Genomic DNA, 7552 nt, shown 5'->3' on the forward strand with positions numbered 1-7552 from the left:
CTTCTCGGCTGTGCCGTGGCTGCTCCTCGGCTACTCCTCGACGAGGAGCTTCTCCCGCAGCTGGGCCAGCGTGCGCGCCAGCAGCCGGGAGACGTGCATCTGCGAGATGCCGACCTCCTGCGCGATCTGCGACTGGGTCATGTTGCCGAAGAACCGCAGCAGCAGGATCCGCTTCTCGCGCGGCGGGAGATCCTCCAGGAGCGGCTTGAGCGACTCCCGGTACTCGACGCCCTCCAGCGCTTCGTCCTCCGCGCCGAGGGTGTCGGCGACCGCGGGGGACTCGTCGTCGGTGTCGGGGACGTCCAGGGACAGCGTGGAGTACGCGTTGGCGGACTCCAGGCCCTCCAGGACCTCCTCCTCCGAGATCGCCAGCTTCTCGGCGAGCTCGTGGACCGTGGGGGAGCGGCCGTGCTGCTGGGACAGCTCGGCCGTCGCCGTGGTCAGCGCCAGCCGCAGCTCCTGGAGTCTGCGCGGCACCCGCACCGCCCAGCCCTTGTCACGGAAGTGCCGCTTGATCTCGCCGACGACCGTCGGGGTCGCGTACGTGGAGAACTCCACGCCCCGCTCCGGGTCGAAGCGGTCGACCGACTTGATCAGGCCGATGGTGGCGACCTGGGTGAGGTCGTCCAGCGGCTCGCCGCGGTTGCGGAAGCGGCGCGCGAGATGCTCGACCAGCGGCAGATGCATCCGGACCAGCTGGTTGCGCATCTCCGCGTACTCGGGACTGCCGTCCTTCAGTCCGCGCAGCTCGACGAACATCGCCCGTGCCCCGCTGCGGTCCCCCGGTGCGGGGTGCGGCGGGTGCGCCGGGGGCGCCGGTGGAGGTGGTGGCTCGTGCTGCGTGCCCGGCACGCTCTGTTCGCCGTCTCGCTCGTGCTCGCTCATCGTCCCGCCCGTCGCCCTCTGTCGAGCTCTCGCCTCTGCTCGGCCCGGGGGCGAGCCCCCGTTGCGCCTCTCCTGAAGCGAGCCCTGCACGGCACCTTCCGGCAGCTCCGTCCGCACGGAGGCCGAGTCGTCCTCCGGATGCGGCCGGGCCTGCTCGGGGATGCCGTCGACACCGTCCGCCATACGTCGGGAACCGTCCGGAGAGGCTGGAATCTCGGCGTTCTCGGCCGGCAGCTCCCGTGTGCCGCGCTCTTCGTCCCGCACCGGCCCGTCCCCGTTCCTCACGCCGGCCCGGGTCCCGCGCCGCGTTGTTTGTAGAGGCTGATCGTCACGGTCTTGTCCTCGTCGACGGCGGAGGACACCTTGCCCGCGAGGGCGGACAGGACGGTCCAGGCGAAGGTGTCACGCGAGGGGGCGTGGCCGTCCGTGGTCGGCGCCGAGACGGTGACCTCGAGCGAGTCGTCGACGAGTCGGAACACGCAACTGAGTACCGAGCCGGGCACGGCCTGCTGGAGCAGGATCGCGCAGGCCTCGTCCACTGCGATGCGCAGGTCCTCGATCTCGTCCAGGGTGAAGTCCAAACGGGCCGCGAGGCCGGCCGTGGCCGTCCGCAGCACCGACAGGTAGGCACCCGCAGCCGGCAGCCGGACTTCCACGAAGTCCTGGGTCGCGGGCTCGCCTGCGATCTGGGACACCCTCACCTCCAAGGTGGTACAAGCTTTTCGGGGCCGAGGGTCGCCCCCCGGGGTAACGCGTGTGTGGTGCAGCGGTGACGCTATCGCGCTCTCAAGTTTCCTGTCCCCGGGACCCCAACCCCCTGGGCGTCACTCACAGTAAAGCTGTGAACACGCTCCGTGTCTAGAGGTCTGTGGACCCAAATGGGAAGAGGGCGCGCCGGGTTGACGTACCCAGGCGTCAGATGGTCGAACCGTACCCGCCGGACGGCCGGGGCGTCTCATGAGTTCAACGGTCGCACCACCTCAGAAGTTCACGCGAGCACGGTCAAACCAGGACGTGGTCGACGAAGCACCAGCGCCAGGCCTCCCCGGGCTCGAAGGTCCGCATCACCGGATGACCGGAATCCTTGTGGTGCTCCGTGGCGTGCCGGCTCGGCGAGGAGTCGCAGCAGCCGACGTGGCCGCACGTCAGGCACAGCCGCAGTTGCACCGGATGCGTGCCGTCCCGCAGGCACTCCGGACACGTCTCGCCCAGCGGGACGGGTTCGGGGTCGGGCAGCGCGTCGGCGTGCGTGCACTGTTTCATGATTGCCAGATTACGACGGGCGTGCGGACGATCGCGCGGAAAAACGAGGGCGGGGGAGACATGGATGTGATGCCACTGCTGTTGCTGGTGGCCGGCAGCGCCGCGATCGCGGCCGCCGCCCGACGCACGCCGGTGCCCGCGCCGCTGCTGCTGGTGGCGGTCGGCCTGGTCGTGTCGTACGTGCCCGGGGTCCCGGACTACACCCTGGACCCGGACGTCGTCCTGCCGCTCCTGCTGCCGCCGCTGCTCTACACGTCCGCCACCGACAGCTCCTACCTCGACCTGCGGGCCCAGCTGCGGCCGGTGGCCCTGCTGTCGGTCGGCTACGTGCTCTTCGCGACCTTGGCCGTCGGCTGGGCCGCCTACCTGCTCGTCCCCGGGCTGCCGCTGACGGCGGCGCTGGTGCTGGGCGCGGTGGTGGCGCCGCCGGACGCGGTCGCGGCCACGGCGGTGGCCCGCCGGGTCGGCCTGCCCTCCCGGATCACCACGATCCTCCAGGGCGAGTCCCTGATGAACGACGCCACCGCGATCACCGCCTACAAGGTGGCCCTCGCGGTGGTCGTGGGCGAGGGCGCGTCCTGGGCCGGCGGCATCGAGGAGTTCCTGGTGGCGGCGGTCGGCGGGGTCGCCGCCGGGCTGATCCTCATGGCGCCCCTGCACTGGCTGCGCACCCACCTCAAGGAGCCGCTGCTCCAGAACACGCTGTCCCTGCTGATCCCGTTCGTCGCGTACGCGGCCGCCGAGCAGTTCCACGCCTCCGGCGTGCTGGCCGTGGTCGTCGTCGCGCTGTATCTCGGCCACCGCGCGTGGGAGGTCGACTTCGCGACCCGCCTCCAGGAGGAGGCGGTGTGGAAGATGGTCGCCTTCGTCCTGGAGTCGGCGGTCTTCGCGCTGATCGGCCTCCAGCTCCAGGTCGTCCTGAGAGGCCTCGGCGACTACGAGGGACTCGAGGCCGCCTGGTACGCCGTCGCCCTCTTCCTCGTCGTCGTCGCGGCGCGTTTCCTTTGGGTGTACCCAGCGACCTTCCTGCCCCGGCTGTCGGCACGCGTGCGTGCACGGGAGGAGGATCCGACCTGGCGGGGGCCCATCGTGATCGGCTGGGCCGGCATGCGGGGCGTGGTCTCGCTCGCCATCGCCTTCTCCATCCCGCTCACCGTGGACGACGGCGAAGCGCCCTTCCCGCAGCGCAACCTCATCCTCTTCCTCACCTTCACGACGGTCATCGGCACCCTGGTGGTGCAGGGCCTGACCCTGCCGCCGCTGATCCGGCTGCTGAAGTTCCCCGAGCCCGACCCGCAGGCCGCGACCCTCGCCGAGGCCAACGCCCAGGCCCAGGCCTCCCGGGTCGCCGAGGAGCGCCTGGACGCCCTCCTCGCCGACGAGCGCAACGCCCTGCCCCCACCCCTCGCCGACCGCCTGCACAGCGTCCTGGAGCGCCGCCGCAACGCCGTCTGGGAGCGCCTCGGCCAGGTCAACCCGGTCACCGGCGAGACCGTCGACGACACCTACCGCCGTCTCTCACGCGAGATGATCAGCGCCGAGCGCGAGATGTTCGTCCGGCTGCGCGACGGCCGCTACATCGACGACGAGATGCTCCGCACCCTGCTGCGCCGTCTGGACCTGGAGGAGGCGGCCGCCTACCGGGAGACGACGTGAGCGGAGCTCGTGCGGTGGGACTCGCCGAGGCTCACGCGGTGAACGGCGAGCCCGTCACGACGGCCGCGAGACGGGTGCCGGGCGGGAAGGCGCCCTCCTCGGTCAGGGTGAGAAGCGCGTAGAGCGACTTGGCGACATAGAGACGTTCGACGCGGAGGTCGTGGCGTCGCTCGAAGTCCGCCGCGAAGGCCTCCAGCTCGGGGGTGACACGGGCGTACCCGCCGAAGTGGAAGCGCTCGTCGAGCCGCCACTCGCCCCGTCGGCCCCCGAACGCCTCCTCCTGGAGCGCCAGTATCTCCTCGCCCAGGAAGCCGCCCCTGAGGACCGGGATGCCCAGCGCCCGCTGGCCGGGGGCGAGGCCGGCGGCCAGGCCCGCGAGCGTGCCGCCGGTGCCGCAGGCCAGGGCGACCACGTCGGCGTGGCCGCGCAGCTCCGCGCCGAGCGCCCGGCAGCCGCGGACCGCCGCCGCGTTGCTGCCGCCCTCGGGGACGACGTACGCGTCCGCCGCGCCGGCCGTGGCCAGCAGCCCGGCGAGCACGTCCGGCTCGGTCTTGCGGCGGTACGTCGAGCGGTCCACGAAACGCAGGCGCATGCCGTCGGCCGCGCAGCGGGCCAGGGACGGGTTGAGCGGCCGGTCGGCCAGCTCGTCGCCGCGCACCACGCCCACGGTGGGCAGCCCCAGGAGCCGGCCGGCGGCGGCCGTGGCCCGCAGGTGGTTGGAGTAGGCGCCGCCGAAGGTGAGGAGCGTCCGCCCCGCCGCCCGTTCCAGGTTGGGGGCGAGCTTGCGCCACTTGTTGCCGATCAGCTCCGGATGGATCAGGTCGTCCCGCTTCAGCAGCAGCCGCACGCCGTGCCGCCCGAACCGGTCGTCGGCCGCTTCCTGGAGGGGGGAGGGGAGGCGGGGGCGCAGGTCGGTCACGCCCACATTGTCGAACACCGTTCGGGGAAACGTGTCTCTTCCCAGCCCCGCGTGATCCATTCCCGCTCGTTCGGGTAATAGCACGAGCACACTCCGTGATGGAAGGGTTGCCCCCGTGAAGTGCACCGGCGCAGTTCGGCGTCCGTGCATGATTCGGGAGGCAACTTTCATGTCGGTAGGCGAAGAGGTCCGCACGGATTCGGGCAAGCCGCAGCAGAGTCTCGGCACCGCAGCCGCGCGGAACCTGGCCACCACGACCAAGTCCGCACCGCAGATGCAGGAGATCAGTTCCCGCTGGCTGCTGCGGACTCTGCCCTGGGTGGATGTGCAGGGCGGTACTTACCGGGTGAACAGGCGTCTGACGTACGCGGTGGGCGACGGCCGCATCACGTTCGTCAAGACCGGCGACCGGGTCGAGGTCATCCCGGCCGAGCTGGGCGAACTGCCCGCGCTGCGCTCCTACGAGGACGAGGAGGCGCTCGCGGAGCTCGCCCAGCGTTGCCGGCAGCGGGAGTTCGGACCCGGCGAGGTCATCGCCTCCTTCGGCGCCCAGAGCGACGAGGTCTACCTGCTGGCGCACGGCCGCGTGGAGAAGGTCGGCAGCGGCCCCTACGGGGACGACCAGGTGCTCGGCGTCCTCGCCGACGGCGCCTACTTCGGCGACCAGGCGCTGCTCGACCCGGACGCCATCTGGGAGTACACGGCCCGCGCGGACACCGCCTGCACGGTGCTCATCCTGACCAGGCAGGACGTCGAGATGGTCGCCGAGCGCGCCGACTCCCTGCGCGAGCACCTCCGGCAGCTGCGCGCCATCCCCGAGCAGCGCACCAACAAGTACGGCGAGAAGGAAGTCGACCTCGCCGCGGGCCACGCGGGCGAGCCGGACATCCCGCACACCTTCGTGGACTACGACGCCCGGCCGCGCGAGTACGAACTGAGCATCGCCCAGACCGTCCTGCGCATCCACTCGCGCGTGGCCGACCTCTACAACAAGCCCATGAACCAGACCGAGCAGCAGTTGCGGCTGACGGTCGAGGCGCTCAAGGAGCGCCAGGAGCACGAGCTCGTCAACAACCGGGAGTTCGGGCTTCTGCACAACTGCGAGTACGACCAGCGGATCCAGCCGCACGACGGCGTGCCCAGCCCGGACGACCTGGACGAACTGCTGTGCCGGCGGCGCGGCACCAAGATGCTGCTCGCCCACCCGCGCGCGATCTCCGCGATCGGCCGTGAGCTGAACAAGCGCGGGCTCGTCCCCGAGACGATCGACGTCGGCGGCAACCGGATCCCCACCTGGCGCGGGGTGCCGATCTACCCGTGCAACAAGATCCCGGTCACCGAGGCCCGCACCAGCTCGATCATCGCGATGCGTCTGGGCGAGCAGGACCAGGGCGTCATCGGCCTGCGCCAGTCCGGCATCCCGGACGAGATCGAGCCCAGCCTGTCGGTGCGGTTCATGGGCATCAACGAGCAGGCCGTCATCAACTACCTGGTCACGGCCTACTACTCGGCCGCGGTCCTCGTGCCGGACGCGCTGGGCGTCCTGGAGAACGTCGAGATCGGCCGCTGGAGGTGACCTTCGCCACCAGGCGGACGCAAGTCAGGGGCAGGGCGGGCGAAAGGCGGAGGTCCATCAGGAGTCAGGGCGGCGGCAGCGGTCCGGGGCCGGTCGACGGGCACGAGGCGGCGGCGATCCTGGAGCGGTCCCGGGCGTCGGTCGACCCCGAACTGCGGGCGGCGATCGACTCGTTGCCCGGCTCGATGCGCCGCATCGCGCTCTACCACTTCGGCTGGGAACACGCCGACGGCACCCCTGCGGCGGGCAACGCGGGCAAGGCGATCCGCCCGGCGCTCGTGCTCGCAGCGGCCACCGCGCTCGGCGGCCCGGCGGCCCGTACGGCGGCCGTCCGGGCCGCCGCGGCGGTCGAGCTGGTCCACAACTTCACGCTGTTGCACGACGACGTGATGGACCGGGACACCACCCGCCGGCACCGCCCCACCGCCTGGACGGTGTTCGGCGACGCCGACGCGATCCTCGCCGGGGACGCCCTGCAGGCTCTCGCGCTCGGGCTGCTCGCCGGGGATCCGCACCCCGCGTCCGCGCAAGCCGTCGGCCGGGTCGCCGCCTGCGTGGTCGAACTCTGCGCCGGCCAGCAGGCGGACACGGCCATGGAGCGGCGCGGCCCCGCCGGGATCACCCTCGACGAGGTGCTCGTCATGGCCGAGGCCAAGACCGGCGCGCTGCTCGGCTGCGCCTGCGCGGTGGGCGCGCTGTACGCCGGCGCGGCCGAGGAGGACGTGGACGCGCTGGACGCGTTCGGCCGGGAGGCCGGGCTCGCCTTCCAGCTCATCGACGACGTCATCGGGATATGGGGCGACCCGCGGCACACCGGCAAACCGGCCGGCGCGGACCTCGCCGCCCGCAAGAAGTCGCTGCCGGTGGTCGCCGCGCTGACCTCCGGCACCCCGGCGGCCGGGGAACTGGCCGAGCTGTACGCGGCGCCCTACGAACCGGCCGACCTGGACCGCACGACGCTGGCCGTGGAGCGGGCCGGCGGCCGCGAGTGGGCCCAGGAACAGGCGGCCGACCGCATGTCCCGCGCCATGCACGAACTGTCCCGGGCGATCCCGGACCCGGAATCGGCGGGCGGCCTGCTCTCCCTGGCGGAGTTCGTGACCCGACGCAGCAACTAGTGCCGCGGCAGGCAACGTTTGCCCGTCAAGGAGCGGCGTTCGGTGCGTGCTCTCGGTGTGCCGGCCGGAAGTCCTCGTACTGGACGTACTTGGGCTTTCGGCCGGTGCGGCGAGAGTGCGTGCCGGGCGTCGCGA

Annotated in this window: 7 protein-coding genes; 3 read left to right on the top strand and 4 right to left on the bottom strand. The window is 71.9% G+C overall.

Annotated features, from left to right (window positions below; all coding sequences use genetic code 11):
- Positions 1-30 precede the first annotated feature (30 nt).
- The 3 genes from AB0J04_RS05270 to AB0J04_RS05280 all read right to left on the bottom strand — a co-directional run bounded on the left by AB0J04_RS05270 (position 31) and on the right by AB0J04_RS05280 (position 2148).
- Positions 31-1170, bottom strand: a complete 1140-nt coding sequence (locus AB0J04_RS05270; protein WP_363167010.1) for an RNA polymerase sigma factor SigF — start codon at positions 1168-1170, stop codon at positions 31-33.
- On the bottom strand, positions 1167-1580 hold the full coding sequence (locus AB0J04_RS05275) for an anti-sigma regulatory factor (protein ID WP_020130755.1): 414 nt from the start codon (positions 1578-1580) through the stop codon (positions 1167-1169). Before AB0J04_RS05275 ends, AB0J04_RS05270 begins: the two co-directional genes overlap by 4 nt.
- Positions 1581-1887: 307 nt before the next feature.
- On the bottom strand, positions 1888-2148 hold the full coding sequence (locus AB0J04_RS05280; RefSeq protein ID WP_363167011.1) for a UBP-type zinc finger domain-containing protein: 261 nt from the start codon (positions 2146-2148) through the stop codon (positions 1888-1890).
- Between the two features lie 60 nt (positions 2149-2208).
- Between AB0J04_RS05280 and AB0J04_RS05285 the strand changes: the two genes are divergently transcribed.
- Entirely contained in the window at positions 2209-3804 is a 1596-nt protein-coding gene (locus AB0J04_RS05285; RefSeq protein ID WP_363167012.1) for a Na+/H+ antiporter, read from the top strand.
- Between the two features lie 31 nt (positions 3805-3835).
- Here the strand turns inward: AB0J04_RS05285 and AB0J04_RS05290 are convergent, their stop codons facing one another.
- Positions 3836-4723 carry a pyridoxal-phosphate dependent enzyme gene (locus tag AB0J04_RS05290; RefSeq protein WP_363167013.1) on the bottom strand — a complete coding sequence of 296 codons (888 nt, stop codon included), beginning with the start codon at positions 4721-4723 and terminating at the stop codon, positions 3836-3838.
- A 169-nt stretch (positions 4724-4892) separates the two neighbouring features.
- Here AB0J04_RS05290 and AB0J04_RS05295 point away from each other — a divergent pair, with 169 nt between their 5' ends.
- On the top strand, positions 4893-6299 hold the full coding sequence (locus tag AB0J04_RS05295; protein ID WP_363167014.1) for a family 2B encapsulin nanocompartment shell protein: 1407 nt from the start codon (positions 4893-4895) through the stop codon (positions 6297-6299).
- A gap of 56 nt (positions 6300-6355) precedes the next feature.
- On the top strand, positions 6356-7417 hold the full coding sequence (locus AB0J04_RS05300; protein ID WP_363167025.1) for a family 2 encapsulin nanocompartment cargo protein polyprenyl transferase: 1062 nt from the start codon (positions 6356-6358) through the stop codon (positions 7415-7417).
- Positions 7418-7552 lie beyond the last annotated feature (135 nt).

Origin of the sequence: Streptomyces sp. NPDC050263 (assembly GCF_040655955.1) — a bacterium.
Classification (GTDB): domain Bacteria; phylum Actinomycetota; class Actinomycetes; order Streptomycetales; family Streptomycetaceae; genus Streptomyces.